The 19,943-nt window shown below is 72.0% G+C and carries 17 protein-coding genes; 10 read left to right on the top strand and 7 right to left on the bottom strand.

All coding sequences use genetic code 11. The annotated features are described in order from the left end of the window. Positions 1-31 precede the first annotated feature (31 nt). Together AB0B14_RS25740 and AB0B14_RS25735 are read right to left on the bottom strand one after the other, a co-directional pair. Positions 32-1,012, bottom strand: coding sequence for a LysR family transcriptional regulator (locus AB0B14_RS25740; RefSeq protein ID WP_357074143.1), 981 nt, complete (start codon positions 1,010-1,012; stop codon positions 32-34). A gap of 87 nt (positions 1,013-1,099) precedes the next feature. Further along, positions 1,100-1,708 carry a hemerythrin domain-containing protein gene (locus AB0B14_RS25735; RefSeq protein ID WP_357074140.1) on the bottom strand — a complete coding sequence of 203 codons (609 nt, stop codon included), beginning with the start codon at positions 1,706-1,708 and terminating at the stop codon, positions 1,100-1,102. Between the two features lie 216 nt (positions 1,709-1,924). Between AB0B14_RS25735 and AB0B14_RS25730 the strand changes: the two genes are divergently transcribed. Then, positions 1,925-3,253: a M20/M25/M40 family metallo-hydrolase gene (locus AB0B14_RS25730; protein WP_357074137.1), complete on the top strand. Its 1,329-nt coding sequence runs from the start codon at positions 1,925-1,927 to the stop codon at positions 3,251-3,253. Positions 3,254-3,298: 45 nt separating this feature from the next. Beyond that, the gene (locus AB0B14_RS25725; protein ID WP_357074134.1) at positions 3,299-3,961 is read left to right on the top strand and encodes a hypothetical protein; all 663 of its coding nucleotides are present in this window, start codon (positions 3,299-3,301) and stop codon (positions 3,959-3,961) included. A gap of 52 nt (positions 3,962-4,013) precedes the next feature. Here AB0B14_RS25725 and AB0B14_RS25720 read toward each other — a convergent pair whose 3' ends face one another. Continuing rightward, positions 4,014-4,205, bottom strand: coding sequence for a DUF5703 family protein (locus AB0B14_RS25720; protein WP_013734349.1), 192 nt, complete (start codon positions 4,203-4,205; stop codon positions 4,014-4,016). 246 nt (positions 4,206-4,451) lie between these two features. On the opposite strand from AB0B14_RS25720, the gene AB0B14_RS25715 reads away from it, so the two are divergent. Further along, entirely contained in the window at positions 4,452-5,360 is a 909-nt protein-coding gene (locus AB0B14_RS25715; protein ID WP_357524647.1) for a hypothetical protein, read from the top strand. Positions 5,361-5,490: 130 nt separating this feature from the next. On the opposite strand, the gene AB0B14_RS25710 is transcribed toward AB0B14_RS25715, so the two are convergent. Continuing rightward, positions 5,491-6,462, bottom strand: a complete 972-nt coding sequence (locus AB0B14_RS25710; RefSeq protein WP_357074128.1) for an aldo/keto reductase — start codon at positions 6,460-6,462, stop codon at positions 5,491-5,493. Positions 6,463-6,648: 186 nt separating this feature from the next. On the opposite strand from AB0B14_RS25710, the gene AB0B14_RS25705 reads away from it, so the two are divergent. From AB0B14_RS25705 to mshC, 6 genes are all read left to right on the top strand, one after another. Further along, positions 6,649-7,701, top strand: coding sequence for an LLM class F420-dependent oxidoreductase (locus AB0B14_RS25705; RefSeq protein ID WP_357524645.1), 1,053 nt, complete (start codon positions 6,649-6,651; stop codon positions 7,699-7,701). Further along, positions 7,698-8,534, top strand: a complete 837-nt coding sequence (locus tag AB0B14_RS25700; RefSeq protein ID WP_357074122.1) for an undecaprenyl-diphosphate phosphatase — start codon at positions 7,698-7,700, stop codon at positions 8,532-8,534. Before AB0B14_RS25705 ends, AB0B14_RS25700 begins: the two co-directional genes overlap by 4 nt. Positions 8,535-8,799: 265 nt before the next feature. Next, positions 8,800-9,513 (top strand): MSMEG_4193 family putative phosphomutase, encoded by a 714-nt coding sequence (locus AB0B14_RS25695; protein WP_357524643.1) that lies wholly within the window; start codon positions 8,800-8,802, stop codon positions 9,511-9,513. 172 nt (positions 9,514-9,685) lie between these two features. After that, positions 9,686-10,276, top strand: a complete 591-nt coding sequence (locus AB0B14_RS25690) for a DUF3090 domain-containing protein (protein ID WP_357074116.1) — start codon at positions 9,686-9,688, stop codon at positions 10,274-10,276. After that, positions 10,273-11,091 (top strand): SCO1664 family protein, encoded by an 819-nt coding sequence (locus AB0B14_RS25685; RefSeq protein ID WP_357074113.1) that lies wholly within the window; start codon positions 10,273-10,275, stop codon positions 11,089-11,091. Before AB0B14_RS25690 ends, AB0B14_RS25685 begins: the two co-directional genes overlap by 4 nt. A gap of 66 nt (positions 11,092-11,157) precedes the next feature. Next, a complete protein-coding gene (gene mshC, locus AB0B14_RS25680) occupies positions 11,158-12,396 on the top strand; it encodes a cysteine--1-D-myo-inosityl 2-amino-2-deoxy-alpha-D-glucopyranoside ligase (RefSeq protein ID WP_357524641.1) in 1,239 nt (412 codons plus the stop codon). A gap of 114 nt (positions 12,397-12,510) precedes the next feature. Here the strand turns inward: mshC and AB0B14_RS25675 are convergent, their stop codons facing one another. The 3 genes from AB0B14_RS25675 to AB0B14_RS25665 all read right to left on the bottom strand — a co-directional run bounded on the left by AB0B14_RS25675 (position 12,511) and on the right by AB0B14_RS25665 (position 15,998). Continuing rightward, positions 12,511-13,683 (bottom strand): acetylhydrolase, encoded by a 1,173-nt coding sequence (locus tag AB0B14_RS25675; RefSeq protein WP_357524639.1) that lies wholly within the window; start codon positions 13,681-13,683, stop codon positions 12,511-12,513. Positions 13,684-14,213: 530 nt separating this feature from the next. Beyond that, positions 14,214-15,005, bottom strand: a complete 792-nt coding sequence (locus AB0B14_RS25670) for a GntR family transcriptional regulator (RefSeq protein WP_357524713.1) — start codon at positions 15,003-15,005, stop codon at positions 14,214-14,216. A gap of 123 nt (positions 15,006-15,128) precedes the next feature. Continuing rightward, a complete protein-coding gene (locus tag AB0B14_RS25665; RefSeq protein ID WP_357074105.1) occupies positions 15,129-15,998 on the bottom strand; it encodes a PAC2 family protein in 870 nt (289 codons plus the stop codon). Positions 15,999-16,260: 262 nt separating this feature from the next. On the opposite strand from AB0B14_RS25665, the gene metH reads away from it, so the two are divergent. After that, complete coding sequence (gene metH / locus AB0B14_RS25660; RefSeq protein ID WP_357524637.1) at positions 16,261-19,776, top strand: methionine synthase; 3,516 nt, start codon at positions 16,261-16,263, stop codon at positions 19,774-19,776. Positions 19,777-19,943: the final 167 nt, after the last annotated feature.

Genomic DNA, 19,943 nt, shown 5'->3' with positions numbered 1-19,943 from the left:
GTTCGCACCGCCACCGGCCGGGAATACCCGCTCAGACCGGTCGGATCCCGCTGGGTTGCCGCACACCGAACCCGGGATTGCTCAGCAGCCAGGACAGGTATTCCGGATGCGGGGCCAGCGAGTCGACGTACGCCGCCTTGGCCGTCTCCAACACCAGATCGGCGCCCTGGGCGGCGGGGGAGTCCGGGTGCCAGCCGAGCAGGAGCCGCCAGCGCAGCGGTGTGCCGGCGATCCGGCGGGTCACCAGCCCGGCCACCGGACGGAACGTCGCCTGGCACAGCGCCACCCCCACCCCGGCGTCCACCAGGTCGACACAGCCGCGGATGTCGGTCTCGTACACCTTGCGGGGGGTGAAGCCGGCGCGGGCGCAGGCGGCGGCGAAGCAGTCGCCGAAGCAGCCGTCGCCCGGGGCGGCCACCCACTGTTCGTGGCGCAGGTCCGCCAGACGCACCTCGTCGTGTGCCGCGAGGGGATGCGTCTCGGGCAGCAGCACCAACACCGGGTCGATGGCCACCTCCTGCCAGCTCAACCCGAACCCGCCCGACGGGCTGGCGTCGCCGCACACCCCGGTGAGCGCGAAGTCCAGTCGGCCGCCGGCCACCAACTGCGCCAACTCGTCCACCGACCAGGAGGCGAACGTGGTGATCTGGGCGGGCGGCTGCGCGGCGGCCAACCGGTGCACCATCCGGCCCAGGATCGGGCTGTTCACCCCACCGAAGCGGTAACACGGCGGGGCGTCGCCAGCCCCGGCCAGGCGGGCGGCCTCGTCCTGCAAACCCTTCATGGCGGGCAGCAGCACCCGGGCCCGGGCCAGCACCAGCTCACCGAGCGCGGTGGGCCGGGCACCCCGCCGGTCCCGGTCGAACAGCGGGCCGCCCAGTGTCCGCTCGATGCGCTGGAGCTGGGCGGTCAGCGCCGGCTGGGCCAGGCCGAGCGCCGACGCCGCCTTCGTCACACTCCCCGTCTCCGCGATCGCGCAGACCACCCGCAGGTGACGCAGCTCCAGGTTCATACCGTGACGGTAGGACTACGCGTCAGTCGGCGGAATAGCCCGAGTGGATCGGTGATAATGAATGCACTTAGGGATCGCCGTCGCCCCTCACTCCCGAGGCGCCTGCGGCAGGTCCGCCAGGTACGTCGGCCGGCGGGTCACCGCGTCGAGCACCTTGTCCACCACCCCGACCGCCGGCTCGACGATCCGGTTCCACGGAGGGGTGGCCGGAGTGCCCGGGTGCGGTCGGGTCGGTGCCGCCTCCTCGGCGATCTCCAGCCGATTGCCGAGCCGGATCAGCTCCTCCTCGGTCGCGACCGCGCGCAGCTCGCTGACGAGCGCGCCCACCCCGTCGACGTGGTGGCGGACCCGCTCGGCGACCTCGGTCAACGCCTCGTCGGTCAGGCCCTTCAGGGCGCCGAGCAGGCTGGCGTCGGCGCTGATCTCGGCGTCCACCCGCTCGGCGGCGTCCGGCAGCGCGGCGCGTACCGCCGGCAGCAGATACTGCTCCTCGGCGGACAGGTGCCGCGACAGCGCGGCGGTGAGCACCGCCAGTCCCTCCTGCCCGGTGGCGTCCGGGCCGCTCAGCTGGTCCAGCAGCGCCAGCAGTTGACGGTGCTCCCGGTCGACGATGTCGGCGACATTGCGGCCACCGGGTCGGTAGCCCTCCTCGGGCGCGGGTGCGGGCGGCAGCGGCGGCAGGGGAACGGCGGACATGGTGCCCTCCTCGACTGGCGGGCGGAAGCTCCGGCAGGGGACGTACGGTCGTGGGCGGCGGTACCCGAACCCGGGGTCGGCGAAACCGGGCCCGTCGATGCGCCGGTCCGGGAAGGCCGGCGGGTCGAGGTCGTCAGCACCGGTGCGCCGGCGGGTCGGGGTCGTCCGCACCGGTGCGCCGGACGGTCGGCCGGCGCCGACTGGTATGAAGAGGCGATGACGAGCGATGCGGCCTCCGCCCGACCCGACCCCACCGCAGAGGTCGTGGACCTCTGCCGCGACCTGCTGCGCATCGACACCACCAACACGGGGGACAACGACACGAGCGTCGGCGAACGCCGCGCCGCCGAGTACGTGGCGGAGAAGCTCGCCGAGGTGGGCGTGGAGTCCGTCCTGCACGAGTCCGCACCGGGACGGGCGAACGTGGTGGCCCGCATCCCGGGCGCCGACCCGAGCCGGGGCGCGCTGCTGGTGCACGGCCACCTGGACGTGGTGCCCGCCGACGCCGACGAGTGGTCGGTGCACCCGTTCTCCGGCGAGCTGCGCGACGGCTACCTCTGGGGCCGCGGCGCGATCGACATGAAGGACTTCGACGCGATGGTGCTCGCCGTGGTGCGGCACTGGCAGCGCACCGGCGTGCGACCACCGCGCGACATCGTGCTCGCGTACACCGCCGACGAGGAAGCGGGCAGCGACTACGGCGCGCGCTTCCTGGTGGACAACCACAGTGACCTCTTCGACGGCTGCACCGAGGCGATCGGCGAGGTCGGCGGTTTCTCCTACTCGGTCAACGACAGCCAGCGGCTCTACCTCATCGAGACCGCCGAGAAGGGCATCGACTGGTTGCGGCTGCACGCCAAGGGCCGCCCCGGGCACGGCTCGATGGTGCACGACGACAACGCGGTCACCGCCCTCGCCGAGGCGGTCGCCCGGATCGGCCGGCACCGCTTCCCGGTGGTGGTCACCGACACCGTGCGCGCCTTCCTGGAGGAGGTCTCCGACCTGCTCGGCGTTGAACTGGACCCGGAGGACCCGGAGACGGCCATCGCCAAGCTCGGCCCGATCGCCAACATCATCGGCGCGACCATCCGCAACACCGCCAACCCGACGCGCCTGGGCGCCGGCTACAAGGACAACGTCATCCCCGGCCGGGCCACCGCCACCATCGACTGCCGCAGCCTGCCCGGCCAGTCCGAGCTGCTGGAACGGCAGCTGCGCGAGCTGATCGGCCCGGACATCGCGATCGAGTACATCCAGCGGCAGCCGGCGCTGGAGACCACCTTCGACGGCGACCTGGTCGAGGCCATGTCAGCGGCGCTGCGCGCCGAGGACCCGGGCGCGCGCCCCGTTCCGTACATGCTCTCCGGAGGCACCGACGCCAAGGCGTTCTCGCAGCTCGGCATCCGCTGCTTCGGTTTCGCGCCACTGCGGCTGCCCGCCGACCTGAACTTCTCGGCGTTGTTCCACGGCATCGACGAGCGCGTTCCGGTCGACGGACTACAGTTCGGCGTGCGGGTTCTCGACCGGTTCCTCCGCACCTGCTAGCCGCGCCCGGCGCGCGACCTCCTTAACGTGAAGGGACTGCCCCACATGACCGACCAGCACGGTGAGCTGGACGCCGCTCTCGAGCGGGTGATCGAAGCGGCCCGCCACCACCTGGCCGCCGTACGCGCCGCTCAGGGCCGCGTCGACGACGACGACGTCTGGCAGGCGTACGTGGCGTTGAACAACGCCTCCTTCGCGTACGACGAGCGGTTGCTCGACGCCTTCGGCGAGGTGACGCCGTGGGATGTCGACTCGATCGACCCGGACGAGGCCGACGAGCGCTTCGGCGGCCCCGAGGGCTCCGAGGCCAGCGACCCGCACCCCCGGGTGATCTCGGTGCGGCAGCGGCGCGACTACCGGGTGCCGAGCGTCGCCGCGCTGCTGCGGGTGGCCGAGGCGGCCCGCCGCGAGGGCACCCCGGAGGACGACGAGCCGGCACCGGTGGAGGGCGTCGGCGAGGCGGTGCTGGAGCTGCTGCAGAGCGGCGACGGCTCGCTCGGCGCGCTGGACGTCCCCGAGCTGGAGCCCCTCGACGGGGTGGTCATGGTCAGCGAGGTGGGCACCCCCGTCGACCTGGAGTCGTTCGACGATGACGACGCGGTCGGCCCGTTCCAGCCGGCGGCCGACGACCGGCTGGTCGGCCGGCTCGACGAGCACCCGTTCCTGGAGCTCGACGACGACCACGACCACGCCGGGCACCAGCACTAGGTCGGGTCACGCCCGGGGCCCGCTGAGGCCCCGGGCGTTCCCGCCCGTCCTCTCAGTACGACAGGCCCGGCTGGGGCTGGTTGACCCGTCGCCGTCGCAGCACGACCTGCCGGGTGCCGTCCCGGTACAACCGCACCCGGGCCAACTCCCATCCGGAGAACTCCGCCTGGATCGCCAACTGCGCCGCGGCCGTCAACCGGTCGACGTTCGGCGGCAGCCGCAGTGGCGCGTACTCGTAGTCCATGCCACCCATGCTGCCCAGCCCAGCGGCTGTTCGCCACCCCCTCGGGGGTGATCGACGCCGCTGCCCTGGGCGGTTCGTGCCCCGGAGTCCGCGCCCGCGTGTTGTCTCCTGGCCGGAAGCGGCGCCCGAGCCGCCTCTCCGTGCCCGGCGGGGAGCAGATCGTCGACCAGGCGGTACGCGGCGGCCTCGCGTCGATCGGACAGAATGTGTTCGGGCAGCCGTCGGCGGGCCGCCAGGGAGGAACGCGTGATGTCAGGGGAGCGGGGTCGGCTCGGTCGGTTCACCGAGGCGGTGCTCGGCGGCGCGCGGGCCGCCCGGGACCGGGCCCGTGAGCTGCGCGACGAGTTCCGCACCAGCGACGAACCCGAACGTGCCCTGGTCGCGCCCCTGCTGCCCGGGCAGGAGCTGCGCTACGTGGGGCTCGGCCCGGTCCGCGCCCCGGACACCCACAAGGCCGGCCGGCAGCTCGCCGACGTGATGGCCGACGAGTTCGTCGACTCGCTCGACCCGAAGGTGCTGTTCGGGCTGCTCAACATCGTCAACCCGGTGGTCTGGGTGGACGCGGTGCTGGCGCCGGTCCGGCTGGCGGCGGGCGTGCTGCTGCTGCCCGGCAAGGTCGGTGCCCTCGCCGCCGGTGTCCCGGAGGCGACCGAGCCGGCGCCGGGCCCGCCACACCAGCGGGTGCGGCGGGAGCCGATTGCGCTCACCGAGGAGCAGGAGGCGTTCCGCGCCCTGTTCCGGCTCAGCCTGTACCGCCCGCTGGCCGACCAGCTCGCCGAGATCGCCTACCTTCGCCGGTACGTCTTCAGCGGCGACCTCGCCACCCTCGCCGGCAGCCTGCTGCTCTTCCTGGAGCGCTACACGGGCACCCCGCTGGCGGTGACCGACACCCACCTGCACCTGCTGCGGATGGGGCCCCGTCCCGACGCCGACCGTCCCGACCGGCGGCAACCGCGGGTGCTGTGGAGTGTGCCACGCGACCGGGTGGCCCGCATCGACTCGGAGCGCGGCGCGACCGGGCTCGTGCAGCTGACGTCCACAATCGTCTTCGACGACGGCTCGTGGATCCGGCTCACCCAGCCCGCACTGCGCGACGACCAGTCGCGCTTCCTGACCGCGATCCACGACCTCCCCGGACATCGCCCAACACCCTGAAGCCGCGCCCCCGGGCGAGGAAGATCCGCGCAACATCGGGGTAGTTGCGCGGATTTTGGAACGGGGCGCGGCGTGGGGCTTGGGGCGGGGCCGGATCGGCACGGCTGCCGCCGTGACCTGGTCGCGTCGGTCAGCCGTCGCGTTCGGGGTAGCCGAGCGGCACCGCCGAGACGTCGTCCAGCGCGGTGGTGATCTCCTCGGGCAGGGTGATCCGTTCCACTCCGAGCGCGCCGAGCAGCTGCCCGACCGTCCGTGCGCCGAGGATCGGCGCGGTCACCCCCGGCCGGTCCCGGATCCAGGCCAACGCCACCTCCAGCGGCGACACCCCCAGCCCACCGGCCGCCGTCGCCACCGCCTCGACGATGCTGGAACAGCGCGGCTCCAGGTACGTCGAGACGAACCGCTCGAAGTGCGGCGACGCGGCTCGGGAATCCGCCGGACGGCCGTGCCGGTACTTGCCGGTGAGGACGCCCCGACCCAACGGTGACCAGGGCAGCAGGCCGAGGCCGAGCGCGTCGCACGCGGGCAGCACCTCCCGCTCGACGCCCCGCTCCAGCAGCGAGTACTCCACCTGGGTGGCGACCACCGGCGCACGGCCCGGCCAGGCGGTCTGCCAGGCGGCGGCCCGCGCGGTCTGCCAGCCGGAGAAGTTCGACACGCCGACGTAGCGGACCTTGCCGCTGGCCACCGCGTGGTCCAGTGCGGCCAGGGTTTCCTCGAGCGGGGTGTCCGGGTCGTACCCGTGCACCTGGAACAGGTCGACGTGGTCGGTGCCGAGCCGACGCAGCGACGCGTCCAACGTCCGCAGCAGGTGCCCCCGGGAGCCGTCGCGGCGTCGGCCGCTGCCCGGACGCAACCCCGCCTTCGTGGCGATCAGCAGCTCGTCGCGGGGCACGAGGGAGCCCAGCAACGAGCCGATCACCGACTCGGCGTCGCCGTCGCCGTACACGTCGGCGGTGTCGATCAGGTTGCCCCCGGCGTCGAGGTAACTCTTCAGCTGGGCGGCCGCGTCGTCGGCGTCGGTGTCCCGGCCCCAGGTCATGGTGCCGAGCGCGAGCCGGGAAACCGCCAGCCCGCTTCGGCCGAGCGGTCGCTGTTGCATGGGTGAACCTTATTTCGAACCTGGCGCTACGGATATCCTCGCTCCCGTATCTTCGCCGGTTCTGCCGGTTCCGCCGCTCTGGGCTGCCCCGATGGAGGGGGGAGCATTCGTGGAGAGCCGGTGATCGAGTCCGTTTTCGGCATTGCGTAACCTGGTGCGACCTGTGCCACGGATGGGGGAGGACCAGTGCGACTCGGGCTCAGTCTCGGATACCAGACAGCGTGGAGCACGCCGGCCGACCATCTGGCCCTGGCCCAGGAGGCGGACCGGCTGGGCTATTCGGTGGTGTGGGCGGCGGAGGCGTACGGCTCCGACTCGCCCAGCATGCTCGCCTGGATGGCCGGCCAGACCGAACGGATCGACGTCGGCGCCGCGGTGATGCAGATCCCCGCCCGTACGCCGGCGGCCACCGCCATGACCGCCGCCACCATCGACGCGCTCTCCGGTGGCCGGTTCCGGCTCGGCCTGGGTGTCTCCGGTCCGCAGGTCTCCGAGGGCTGGCACGGCGTGCGCTTCGCCAAGCCCCTCGCCCGGACCCGCGAGTTCGTCGACATCGTCAAGCTGGCCATCGCCCGCAAGGAGGTGGCCTACGACGGGCAGCACTACACGCTGCCGCTGCCGGACGGCCCCGGCAAGGCCCTGCGGTTGGGCTTCCATCCACCCCGCGAGCACATACCGATCTACCTGGCCGCGGTCGGCCCGAAGAACCTGGAGCTGGCCGGTGAGATCGCCGACGGCTGGCTGGCGGTGTTCTACGCCCCGGAGTTCGCCGATGAGCAGCTCGCGTCGGTCCGCGCCGGCCGGGCCAAGGTCGGCAAGGAACTGGCCGGGTTCGACGTGGTGCCCTCGGTGCCCGTGGTGATCGGCGACGACGTGGCCTCCTGCGCCGAGCTCGTCCGCTGGTACGCCGCGCTGTACGTGGGCGGCATGGGCAGCCGCGAGCAGAACTTCTACAACCAGCTCGCCACCCGGATGGGTTACGGCGACGCCGCCCGCGACGTGCAGGACCTGTACCTGGCCAAGCGGCAGCGTGACGCCGCCGCGGCCGTACCCATGGAGTTCATCGACCGCACCTCCCTGCTCGGCCCGAAGGAGCGCGTCGCCGAGCGGATGCGGGAGTACGCTGCCGCGGGCGTCACCACGCTGTCGGTGACCCTGTTCGTGGCCGACCGGGACAGCGGCGTGCAGACCCTGCGTACCGTCGCGGAGGCACTTGAGCTCTCGGGAGTCGGCGAGTGACCTGGGTTGAGGCCATCGTCCTGGGCATCGTCCAGGGACTGACCGAGTTCCTTCCGGTCAGCTCGTCGGGGCATCTGCGGATCACCTCGGCGATCTTCTTCGACCGGGACGCCGGCGCGTCGTTCACCGCGGTCACCCAGCTCGGCACCGAGGCGGCCGTGCTGATCTACTTCGCCAAGGACATCTGGCGGATCACCCGGACCTGGTTGGTGGGCATCCGGGACACCTCGGTGCGCTCCAGCCTCGACTACCGGATGGGCTGGTACGTGATCGTCGGCTCGATTCCGATCGGGTTGTTCGGTTTCCTGTTCAAGGACCAGATCAAGACCGCCGGGCGCAACCTGTGGGTCGTGGCGACCACGCTCATCGTGTTCGCCTTCGTGCTGGCGTTCGCGGAGTACTGGGGGCGGCAGACCCGCACCCTGGAAAACTTCCGGATGAAGGACGGCATCGTGATGGGCTTCGCCCAGGCCATGGCGCTGGTCCCCGGGGTGTCCCGCTCCGGTGGCACGCTCACCGCCGGCCTGCTGCTCAACCTCACCCGGGAGGCGGCGGCACGGTACTCGTTCCTGCTGGCCATCCCGGCGGTGGTGATGTCCGGCGTGTTCAGCCTGGGGGATGTCTTCGAGCCCTCCGCCCCGGGCACCTCCGTGCCCACGGTGGCCCAGACGATCGTGGCCACCCTCATCGCCTTCGGCATCGGGTACGCGGCCATCGCCTGGCTGCTGCGCTATGTCGCCCACCACACCCTGTACGTCTTCGTGCTGTACCGGGTCGCGCTGGGCACGTTGGTCCTGGCGCTGCTGCTGACCGGTTCGATCGACGCCACCTGACCGACCCGTCGACGGCCCTCGGCCCTGCCTCCGGGCGGGACCGGGGGCCGCGGTCGTCATCCCCGCCCGCCGCCGCCCGCCGCCCGCCAGGCATGATCGACTCGACTTTCTTGACATCGCGCTGTCCGGGACGGTCGGACAGCCCGACTTCCTGAAAACCGAGTCGATCATGAAGCGCGGGCCGGCGGCACCGACCCCCGGCGGCGCGTACCTCAGGTGGTGGCTCGGAGCCCGCGGCCGTCCCGGGTGGGACGCAGGTCATAGGGTGGTCTCCGTGGCGACCCTTCTGCTTCTGCGACACGGCCGGACCACGGCGAACGCCGACGGCGGCCTGGCCGGCCGGCAACCGGTCGAGCTGGACGACACCGGGCGCGCCCAGGCCGCCGCGGCGGGTGAGCGGTTGCGGGCGGTGCCGCTGGCCGCCGTGGTGACCAGCCCGCTGATCCGCTGCCGGCAGACCCTGGAGTTGGCGCTTCCGCAGGCCACCCCGGTCGTCGAGGACGGGTTGATCGAGTGTGACTACGGCAGCTGGGAGGGGCAGCCGCTGAAGAAGCTCGCGAAGGAGCCGCTCTGGCCGGTGGTCCAGCAGCGCCCCAGTGCGGCGGTGTTCCCCGGTGGGGAGGCGATGGCGGAGATGGCCGCGCGGGCGGTCGCGGCGGTGCGCTCGTGGGACGCCCGGGTGAGCGCCGAACACGGGCCCGAGGCGGTGTGGCTGGCCTGCAGCCACGGCGATGTGATCAAGGCCATCGTGGCGGACGCGCTCGGCGTACACCTGGATCTTTTTCAGCGGATCGTGGCCGACCCGGCGTCGGTGACCGCGATCCGGTTCACGCCGCTGCGGCCGTTCCTGGTCCGGCTCAACGACACCGGCGGCGACCTGTCCGCCCTGGTGCCGCCGCCGCGCAAGCGGCGTCGGCGGGCTCCCCGCGCGGCCGACTCGGACGCCGCGGTCGGCGGTGGCGCCGGTGCGTCCTCGTGACGCCGCCGCCGGGCGGCCACCCCGCCGCGACACCCCCGCCTGATCGTGGGCCGGCCGACGGCGGGGCCGCCACGCCCGGTTATTGCCGCTGGTACGCCGGGCGCGCCGCCCTCCGGGCGAAACGGGTCGGTGGGGTGCGCGGTGCCGTGGCGGGCCGGATAGGGTCGTGGGTATGACCCACCAGGTGCACGCCTTCGAACCGCCGGAGCGGTTCGTCGCCGGGACTGTCGGGCCGCCGGGGGAGCGCGCGTTCTTCCTGCAGGCCCGCGGCGGCGGCAGGCTGGTCAGCGTCGCGCTGGAGAAGGTTCAGGTGTCCCTGCTCGCCGAGAAGCTGGAGGAGCTGCTCACCGAGGCGCAACGTCGCTTCGGGGTGGACCTGCCCGAGCTGGCCCCGGTGATCGGCGACAACGAGCCACTGGACACGCCCGTCGACGAGGAGTTCCGGGTCGGGACCCTCGGGCTGGCCTTCGACGTGGACACCGCGACCGTGGTGATCGAGGCGATCGCCGCGGGCGAGGTGGAGCCCGAGGTCGAGTTGGGCGACGAGGATGACGAGGACGCCGACGACGACGATGTCGAGGACGACGAGCCGGACGAGGACCTCGACCGGCTCCGGGTCCGGCTCACCCCGCAGGCGACCCGTCAGTTCATCGAGCGGGCCCGGCGAGTGGTCAACGCGGGTCGGCCTCCGTGCCCGCTCTGCGGCCAACCGTTGGACCCCGCCGGGCACCTCTGCCCGCGGCACAACGGTTATCACCGGTGACCTCGTCCGGCCTCCAGCCTCGCCAGGACGGCGACGCCGCGCTGCGGTTGCTGCGTGACGGCACCCTCGACCTGGAGGGTCGGCTGGTCGACGCGTCGAACACGACGCTGCGCGGCATCCTGACCCTGGACGGGGCCACCGCCCGCTGCGTCTACAAGCCGGTCCGCGGTGAGCGCCCGCTCTGGGACTTCCCCGACGGCACCCTCGCCGGCCGGGAGGTCTCGGCGTACCTGGTCTCCCGGGCCACCGGCTGGGGCCTGGTGCCGCCCACCGTGCTGCGTGACGGCCCGTTCGGCCCCGGCTCCTGCCAGCTCTGGATCGACGAGCCGGAGGACACCGAGCCGCTTGTCGGTTTCGTGCCGGCCGACGAGCTGCCGCCGCGCTGGTTCCCGATCGCCGCGGCCCGCGACGACGACGGCACCGCGTATGCCCTCGCCCACTCCGACGACCCACGGCTGGCCCGTCTCGCCGTGCTCGACGCGGTGATCAACAACGCCGACCGCAAGGGCGGTCACGTGCTGGTCGGTGCCGACGACCGGATCTACGGGGTCGACCACGGGGTGAGTTTCCACGTGGAGGACAAGCTGCGTACGGTGCTGTGGGGTTGGGCCGGCAAGCAGTTGCCCCCGGACGCCGTGGAGATGCTCGACGGGCTCGCCGGGCAGGTCGCCGGGTCGCTCGGCGCGGAGCTGGCCGACCACCTGACGATCAGCGAGGTGACCGAGTTGGCGTCCCGGATCGACAGGTTGCGGGAGACCTGCCGCTTCCCGCAGCCACCGGAGGACTGGCCCGCGGTGCCCTGGCCGCCCATGTGACCCGCTGTCATCTTGATCACCCGTGGGACGCTCCGGCGTCGTGGGTGGGCTGGCTAGGCTGATCCCATGGAGTCTTGGGCGGGACACGAGGTGCCACGGCTGCCGGGCAGGGGCGAGCCGCTGGCGTTGTACGACTCGGCGCGGCAGGGTGTCCACCCGAGTGAGCCGGCCGACGCGGGAAGCATGTACGTCTGCGGCATCACCCCGTACGACGCCACCCACCTCGGCCACGCCGCCACCATGATCACGTTCGACCTGGTGCAGCGGATGTGGCGCGACGCCGGCCGTCCGGTGCGCTACGTGCAGAACGTCACAGACATCGACGACCCGCTGCTGGAGCGGGCCGCCCGCGACGGCGAGGACTGGGTGGTCCTGGCGATGCGCGAGACGGCGCTGTTCCGGGAGGACATGGAGGCGCTGCGGATCATCCCGCCGGCGCACTACGTGGGCGCGGTCGAGTCGATCCCGGACATCGCCGACAAGGTTGAGGTGCTGGTCAAGGACGGCGCCGCGTACCGCCTCGACGACGGCACCGGCGACGTCTACTTCGACATCTCCGCCACGCCCCGCTTCGGCTACGAGTCCAACCTGACCCGTGCGCAGATGCTGGAGATCTTCCCGGAGCGCGGCGGCGACCCGGACCGGGCCGGCAAGCGTGACCCCCTGGACCCGCTGCTGTGGCGCGGCGCCCGCGAGGGCGAGCCGTCCTGGCCGGGCGGGGAGTTGGGCGCGGGTCGCCCGGGTTGGCACATCGAGTGCGCGGTGATCGCACTGAACCTGCTCGGTGACCGGATCGACGTGCAGGGCGGCGGCAATGACCTGCTGTTCCCGCACCACGAGGCCTCCGCCGCACACGCCGAGCGGCTCACCGGCCAGGCGCCGTTCGCCGAGCACTACGTGCACGCCGGGATGATCGGCCTCAACGGCGAGAAGATGTCCAAGTCCCGCGGCAACCTGGTCTTCGTGTCCCGGCTGCGCGCCGACAAGGTCGACCCGATGGCGATCCGGCTGGCACTGATCTCCGGGCACTACCGCAGCGACCGCACCTGGACCGACGAGGTGCTCACCACCGCGCAGGAGCGCCTGGCCCGTTGGCGGCAAGCCGCCGCCGCGCCCGCCGGGCCGTCCGGGGTTGAGCTGCTGGCCGAGGTACGCGCACGCCTCGCCGACGACCTGGACACTCCCGGAGCACTGGCGGCAGCCGACCGCTGGGCCGACGCGACCCTCGCCGGCACCGCCGACGACACCGACGCCCCGGCCCTCTTCGCGGACACCGTGGACGCCCTCCTGGGAGTCCGCCTCTAACACCCAACCCCTCGCCGCTCCCGGAAGTGATCGACCCGGTTTTCAGGAAGTCGCGGTGTCCTGCACGGCGCGACCCGCCGATTCCAGGAAGCCGAGTCGATCACTCCGGGGCCGTCACGGAATGAACGTCACCTCGGGGAAGGACCGGCTCGGGCCGCGCAGCAGATGGCCGCCCCGGTGCCGCAGGTGCCTGTCGAAGAACGCCAGCGGGTACGCCTGCCCGATGCGGACCGCGCGGGAGGGGTCCAGAGTGCCGATCCAGCCGACCAGCTCCTCGTCGCTCATCCCGACGACCCGTGCCAGTTGCGGCATCAGCCACTGGTTGTCGCCGTACGACGAGTGGATCGCCCCCGTGGCGTGGACGTTGAGCCGCCATCCGCGCAGGTGCGTGAAGAAATCGGCGACGGCGGGCTCCGTGGCCCGGGTGTACCCCGCCGTCATCAGCATGAACGGCCGGTACAGGTCGGTGGTGGGCATTGGCTGCGACACCATCGGGCCGTCGATGCTCAGCCCTGCCCGGACCCGCCGGTCGGTGCCCATGGTCAGGGCCGTCGCGGTGCCGCCCTTCGACCAACCGAACATGCCGATCCGGCTCAGGTCGAGGGCGGCGCCCAGCCCCGCCGGTAGCGGCGCGTGGTCGACGTCGGGGTTGCGCCCGGCGGCGAGTTCGGCGACCTGGTCGAGGACGAATCGGGCGTCCTGGCTGTAGGTCCACGGGGTGGCGTCGTAGTTCTCGTCCGCAACGGTGACTCGACCGTCGGGGAACTCGCCGAACCCGTCGTAGGTGTGGTCCACAGTGACCACCACGTACCCGTGGCTGGCGAGTTCCTGCACCACGATGGTGGTGTCCGAGCGGTGGCTGCCGGCACCGTGCGAGTACAGCACCACCGGCAGCCGCTGGCCCGCGTGCCGCACCGGGGCGCCCTCGCGCCCAGCCGTCAGCGGCGACAGCACGGCGTCGGGTGCGAACCCGGCGGAGTCCAGCAGCATGCGCATCGACGCGGGGGTCATCCAGGGGGCACGCGGGTACCGGCGCACGTCCCGGGCGGGATACCAGACGCTGACCATCAGCTCCCGGTGTCGCCCCGGACCGGCCAGCGGATCCGGCCGTGACCTGTCGACCAGGTGCAGCGGCACCGTTCCCACCCGGTACGGCCCGGTCGGCAGGGGCAGAGTGAGCCGGTCCGGGCCGGGGTTGGCCGTGGCCGCCGTGGCGTGGCCGGCAATGCCCAGAGGCACGCCGACCCCGGCCACCAGTGCGGCTCCGACCAGGCCACGGCGCGTCATTCCCCGTCCACCGACAGGTTTCACGGCTGGCATCGATCTACCTCCTGAGGTCCCTCGACGCCGGGACCGGAATGCCCGACCATCGATCAATACACCCGCAGTATATACACCGAGGGTATAGACGCAACGATGCCAGCCCGCTCAGCTCAACCAAACGGCCCCACCCACACCACCCCCAGCCCACCTCTACCCGTCGATCATGGAGTTGTGGTGCCTGGTACGTGGTGCTAGGCACCTTTCGTGAGGCACCACAACTCCATGATCGACGCGGCGGTCGAGGGAGGACGAGCCCTCGTATCCCGTAGCCGCCGTCTCCGTGCGGATCTTGCGGTTTCTGTCCCCCCGAAGGGGGCAGAACGGGGCATGGCGGCGACAGTATGTGCAAGAACGGCGGGCCAGGGCGGGGCGGGGCAAGATCGGCGGGGCAGGCGGGGCAGGCGGGGCGGGGCAGGCGGGGCAGGCCGGGCCGGCGGGGCAGGCCGGGCGGGGCAGGCCGGGCGGGTCGGGTGGGGCAGGCCGGGCGGGTTGGGTTAGCCCAGGACCAGGCCGGGGTCGGGCTCTGGGTCGGGGGCCGGGCCGGGGATCTTGTATTCCTCGGTGAGGGTGGTCATGGGGCCGGGCCAGGTGGCCTGAGCCACCTCGATCGGCTTGCGGTGCGCGTCGTAGGCGACGTGCAGCAGGTGCAGCACGGGGGTGTCCGGCCGGATCTGGAGGGTCTCGGCCTCCTCCCGGCTGGGTTGGCGGGCGCTGATCGTGTCGGTGGCCGAGACGTAGCGCCGCCCGGTGGCCTCCTCGGCCTCCTGGTAGAGGGGCCGGCCGAACGCCTCGGCGCGCTCCAGCGAGGTGCCTGTCGTGTCGCGGGGCAGGAACCAGGAGGCGCCGACCTCCACGGGGGAGTCGTCGGTGCGGACGAGGTGTCGGCGGCAGAGCAGGTCGGTGCCGTCGGGCACCCCGAACGCGTCGGCGACCTCGGCGGGGGCGGGGGCGCGACCGACCGAGACGAGTTGCTGGCGGTATCGGGCGGCGAGGTCGGTGTGGTAGCCGCGGAAGCCGCCGTACCGGCCTCGGGAGAGGCGGTTGAGTCGGCGGCGGGTGCCCCGGACGAACGTACCGGAGCCGGGTTTGGTGATCAGGATGCCCTCGACCCGCAGCTGGTCGACGGCGCGTTGCACGGTCTGTTTGGCGACGCCGAACATCTCGGCGATGGCCGGGATGGACGGCAGGCGCTCGCCGGGCCCCCAGTCGCCGCGGCGGACCTGGGCCTTGAGCTGCGCGGCGATCTGTCGGTGCGGGAACTCGGCGGCCCCGGGGTTGATCTGCACACCCACCTCCTTGATCACATCTAGGTTCCTAGGATGCCGTAGAGGGTGTGACGGCGCCACCCCGGACACGCGAAAACGGGCCCTCGAACCACGAAAGGTCCGAGGGCCCGCAGGGAGGCGGTGCTACCAGGAGCCGGCGGTGGGGCCGGCCGAACCGCCCCGGCGCCGCAGGTACTTCTCGAACTCCTGAGCGATCTCGTCACCGGTCAGCGGGGTGATTCCCTCGTCGCCGACCCGTTCCTCCAGCTCGCGGACGTATTCGCCCAGCTCGGCGTCCTGCTCGGCGGCGCTGCGCACCCGCTGCTCCCACTCGGCGGACTCCTCGGCCAGGTCGGCCATCGGCACCGGCAGGTCGACGACCTCCTCCACCCGGTGCAGCAGGGCGAGGGTGGCCTTCGGGCAGGGCGGGTTGTTGGCGTAGTGCGGCACGTGCACCCAGAACGACACGGCGTCCACCTCGGCGCGGGTGCAGGCGTCGTGCAGCACGCCGACGATGCCGGTCGGCCCGTCGTAGCGGGTGGGGGTGAGCTGGTAGCGCTCGGCGGCCTGCGCGTCGGAGGCGCTGCCGCTGATCGGCAGCGGCCGGGTGTAGGGAACGTCGGCCAGCAACGCGCCGAGCAGCACCACCCGTTCCACCTCGAGACTGTGGCAGATCTCCAGCACCTGCTCGCAGAACGTCCGCCAGCGCATGCTCGGCTCGATGCCGCGGATCAGCACCACGTCGCGCTCGGTGCCCTCCGGGCTGGCCACCATGAACCGGGTCGTCGGCCATTCCACCCGACGGGTCTCCCCGTCGGCCATGGTGATGGTGGGCCGGCTGACCTGGAAGTCGTAGAAGTCCTCCGGGTCCAACTCGGCGATCTGCCGGGCGTTCCAGACCTGCTCGAGGTGCTCGACCGCGGCGGTGGACGCGTCGGCGGCGTCGTTCCAGCCCTCGAACGCGGCGATGGCCACCGGGGACCGCAGCACCGGCAGTCCGTCGAACTCGGTCACGCCGTCACCTCACCCTGCTCGTCGCGGCCGGCGCCGGGATGGCGCCCGGTCGTCATACCGTGGGGCACGGCGGCGTCCCTGTTGTCCTTCACGTCCGTCAGCCTACGTGCCAGCCGAGGGTACGGCCTGTCGGCCGCGCCGGTCGGCCGCCCGGAGGCCCGGTCATACACGAATGAACCGGACAGGGTGATCCCGCTGACACAATTTGGGATCGGGCGCCGAGGGGTGCTGGGCGGAGGGGATGCCGCACTAACCTGAACGGGTGCGGACTTCGTTGATGGATGTGCTGGCCGACCGGATTCTCATCGCCGACGGTGCGATGGGCACGATGCTGCAGGCCGCGGACCTCACGCTGGACGACTTCGACGGCCTCGAAGGGTGCAACGAGATCCTCAACGTCACCCGGCCGGACGTGGTGCGTGGGGTGCACGACGCCTACCTCGCCGCCGGCGCGGACTGCGTGGAGACCAACACGTTCGGCGCCAACCTCGCCAACCTCGCCGAGTACGACATCCCGCAGCGCATCCGGGAGTTGTCCGAGGCAGGCGCGCGCATCGCCCGGGAGGCCGCCGACGCGGCCAGCACCCCGCAGCGGCCCCGGTTCGTGCTCGGCTCGATCGGGCCGGGCACCAAACTTCCTACCCTCGGGCACGCCCCGTACGCGACCCTGCGCGACGCGTACCAGGAGAACGCCGCCGGTCTGATCGTCGGTGGCGCGGACGCGTTGATCATCGAGACCTGTCAGGACCTGCTCCAGGTCAAGGCGGCAGTGGTCGGGTCGAAGCGGGCGATGGCCGAGCTGGGTCAGTCGGTGCCGATCATCTGTCACGTGGCGGTGGAGACCACCGGCACCATGCTGGTGGGCAGCGAGATCGGTGCGGCCCTGGCCGCCATCGAGCCGCTCGGCGTGGACCTGATCGGGCTCAACTGCTCGACCGGCCCGGCCGAGATGAGCGAGCACCTGCGGTATCTGTCGCAGCACTCCCGCATCCCGCTGTCGGTGATGCCGAACGCCGGCCTGCCGGTGCTGACCGCCGACGGGGCGTACTTCCCGCTGACTCCCGTGGAGCTGGCCGAGGCCCTGGAGCGGTTCATCACCGAGTACGGCGTGGGGCTCGTCGGCGGCTGCTGCGGCACCACCCCGGAGCACATCCGGGTGCTGTCCGAGCGGCTGCACGGCGTCACCGCCCCGGCCCGTGAGCCGCGGCACGAGGCGGGCGTCTCCTCGGTCTACCACCCGGTGCCGTTCGCCCAGGACGCGTCCGTGCTGATGGTGGGGGAGCGGACCAACGCCAACGGGTCCAAGGCATTCCGGGATGCGATGCTCGCCGCCGACTGGCGGGCCTGCGTGGAGATCGCCCGCAGCCAGGCGCGCGACGGTTCACACCTGCTCGATCTGTGCGTGGACTACGTCGGCCGCGACGGTACGCAGGACATGCGGGAGCTGGCCAGCCGGTTCGCCACCGCCTCCACCCTGCCGATCATGTTGGACTCCACCGAGCCGGCGGTGATCGAGGCGGGGCTGGAGATGCTCGGCGGGCGGTGCGTGGTCAACTCGGTGAACTTCGAGGACGGCGACGGCCCGGAGTCCCGCTACGGGCGGGTGATGCCGGTGATCCGGGAGCACGGTGCCGCCGTGGTGGTGATGTGCATCGACGAGGAAGGGCAGGCGCGCACCGCGGCGGACAAGGTCCGCATCGCCTCGCGCACCATCGACGACCTCACCGGCCGGTGGGGGATGGACCTGTCCGACATCATGATCGACGCGCTGACCTTCCCGGTCGCCACCGGCCAGGAGGAGACCCGCCGCGACGGATTGGAGACCATCGAGGCGATCCGGGAGATCGCCCGGCTCTACCCAGGGGTCAACTTCACCCTCGGCATCTCGAACGTCTCGTTCGGGCTCAATCCGGCTGCCCGGCAGGTCCTCAACTCGGTGTTCCTGCACGAGTGCGTGCAGGCCGGCCTGACCTCCGCGATCGTGCACGCCAGCAAGATCCTGCCGATGTCGAAGATCCCCGAGGAGCAGCGCGAGGTCGCACTGGACCTGGTCTACGACCGGCGCCGCCCGGGGTACGACCCGGTGCAGCGGTTCCTGGAGCTCTTCGAGGGCGTCGACGTGACCAGCGCCCGGGCCACCCGTGCGCAGGAGTTGGCCGGGTTGCCGCTGGACGAGCGGCTCAAGCGGCGGATCATCGACGGGGAGCGTACCGGCCTGGAGGCCGACCTGGACGAGGCGATGGCCGGCGGTCGGTCCCCGCTGTCGATCATCAACGACATCCTGCTGGACGGCATGAAGGTGGTCGGTGAGCTGTTCGGCTCGGGTCAGATGCAGTTGCCGTTCGTGCTCCAGTCCGCCGAGGTGATGAAGACCGCGGTGGCCTACCTGGAGCCGCACATGGAGGCCACCGAGGACGGCGGCAAGGGCCGCATCGTGCTGGCAACCGTGCGCGGCGACGTGCACGACATCGGCAAGAACCTGGTCGACATCATCCTGTCGAACAACGGCTACGAGGTGGTGAACATCGGCATCAAGCAGCCGATCAGCGCCATCCTGGAGGCCGCCGAGCAGCACCGCGCCGACGCGATCGGCATGTCCGGGCTGCTGGTGAAGAGCACGGTCATCATGAAGGAGAATCTGGCCGAGATGGCCACCCGCGGGGTCGCGGAGCGCTGGCCGGTCCTGCTGGGTGGGGCGGCGCTGACCCGCGCGTACGTCGAGGACGACCTGCGGTCGATGTTCCCCGGGCAGGTGCACTACGCGCGGGACGCCTTCGAGGGGTTGTCCCTGATGGACAAGGTGATGACCGCCAAGCGCGGCGGCGCGCCGGTGATCGACCCGGAGCGCGAGGCGGCCCTGGCGGCGCGGCGGGCCCGCCGGGAACGGCAGCGGTCCATGGTCACCGAGTCCCTGCCGGAGCTGCACGATTCCTCGATCCGCTCCAACGTGGCCGCGGACGTGGCGGTGCCCACCCCGCCGTTCTTCGGCACCCGGGTGGTCAAGGGCGTGCCGATGGCCGACTACGCGGCGTTGCTCGACGAGCGGGCCACCTTCCGCGGGCAGTGGGGGCTCAACGGCGCCCGCGGCGGCAACGGTCCGTCCTACGAGGAGCTGGTGGAGACCGAGGGTCGGCCGCGTCTGCGGTACTGGTTGGACCGGCTGATCGCCGACCAGGTGCTGGAGGCAGCCGTGGTGTACGGCTACTTCCCCGCGTACTCCGAAGGCAATGACCTGGTGGTGCTCGACGAGAACAGGCACGCGGAGCGCGCCCGGTTCTCCTTCCCCCGCCAGCGGCAGGAGCGGCGGCTCTGCCTGGCGGACTTCTTCAGGCCCAAGGGCGACCAGCTCGATGTGGTCGCGCTGCAACTGGTCACCGTCGGTCAACCCGTCAGTGAGTACGCGGCGAAGCTGTTCGCCCGCAACGAGTACCGCGACTACCTGGAGGTGCACGGGCTGTCCGTGCAGCTCACCGAGGCTCTTGCCGAGTACTGGCACCGGCGCATCCGGGCCGAGATGACGCTGCCCGACGGCCGTCCGCTGGGCCACGACGACCCGACGGACCTGGCGGGGATCCTGCGCAACGACTACCGGGGCTGCCGGTACGCGTTCGGCTATCCGGCCTGCCCCGACCTGGAGGACCGGGCGAAGATCGTGGACCTGCTCGGGTCGGAGCGGATCGGCGTGGAGTTGTCCGAGGAGTTCCAGTTGATGCCGGAGCAGGCCACCGACGCGATTGTGGTCCACCACCCGGAGGCGAGCTACTTCAACGCCAAGTAGGGACCGCAGGTGGCCTGACCTGCACCTGAGGTGGTCCGGAAGGCCACTGGACCATGATCGTGCCGTCTCCAGGCCGTCAGGGTTGGGCGTGGGAGCCACCTGGGGACGCCGAGCGCCCGTGACCGTGTCTGGCCCCCAGCGACGCTCTAATCCTGGCCTCAGGTTGA

It is taken from the genome of Micromonospora sp. NPDC049171 (genome assembly GCF_040648275.1).
GTDB lineage: Bacteria > Actinomycetota > Actinomycetes > Mycobacteriales > Micromonosporaceae > Micromonospora.
The sequence above is the reverse complement of the archived record's forward strand: the minus strand, read 5'-3'. Positions and strand labels throughout refer to the sequence as shown.